The 547-nt window shown below is 47.9% G+C and carries 1 pseudogene; it reads right to left on the bottom strand.

The features are described 5' to 3' along the window. Positions 1-370: pseudogene (locus CSQ88_RS23555) on the bottom strand (transposase); the annotation flags it as partial. Positions 371-547 lie beyond the last annotated feature (177 nt).

Genomic DNA, 547 nt, shown 5'->3' with positions numbered 1-547 from the left:
CGCAATTTGGGCATTTTCGGCATCCAATTTACAAATATAGCGATAGCAAGTTGTGCTAATCGCAAAGCTGGCGCAAGCCGCACGAATAGAAACTGCCTTGGTTTCAACGGCCCAGTGAGCCATCTCGCGGCGCTGAGATGTTTCAGAGGATTATGGCCTCCTTGATGATATCCGCTTGCATCTGGGCTTCGATATACATCTTTTTAAGACGCTTGTTTTCGTCCTCCAGTTCTTTCATCCGTGTCATCATCGAGACGTCCATGCCGCCAAACTTAGCGCGCCATTTATAGAAAGAGGCGGAACTCATGCCGTGCTCGCGGCACAGATCAGGAACGGTCGAACCGGCTTCGGCTTGCTTTAAAATCGCCATAATCTGGCGTTATCAATTGCCTTCGGCTTTCATGTAGAACTCCCCAAATACGGTAATTGTCAAAGTAGTTGAGATATTTTTACGATTTAAGCTGCCTGTAATTCCTCGCTTGTTTTAGGCTCAATGACCCGATCCGGGTTCAATTGCACTTCATCTTGCCAGCTCCAGTTCCGAGTC

It is taken from the genome of Iodobacter sp. BJB302, assembly GCF_002735645.1.
GTDB lineage: Bacteria > Pseudomonadota > Gammaproteobacteria > Burkholderiales > Chitinibacteraceae > Iodobacter.
The sequence above is the reverse complement of the archived record's forward strand: the minus strand, read 5'-3'. Positions and strand labels throughout refer to the sequence as shown.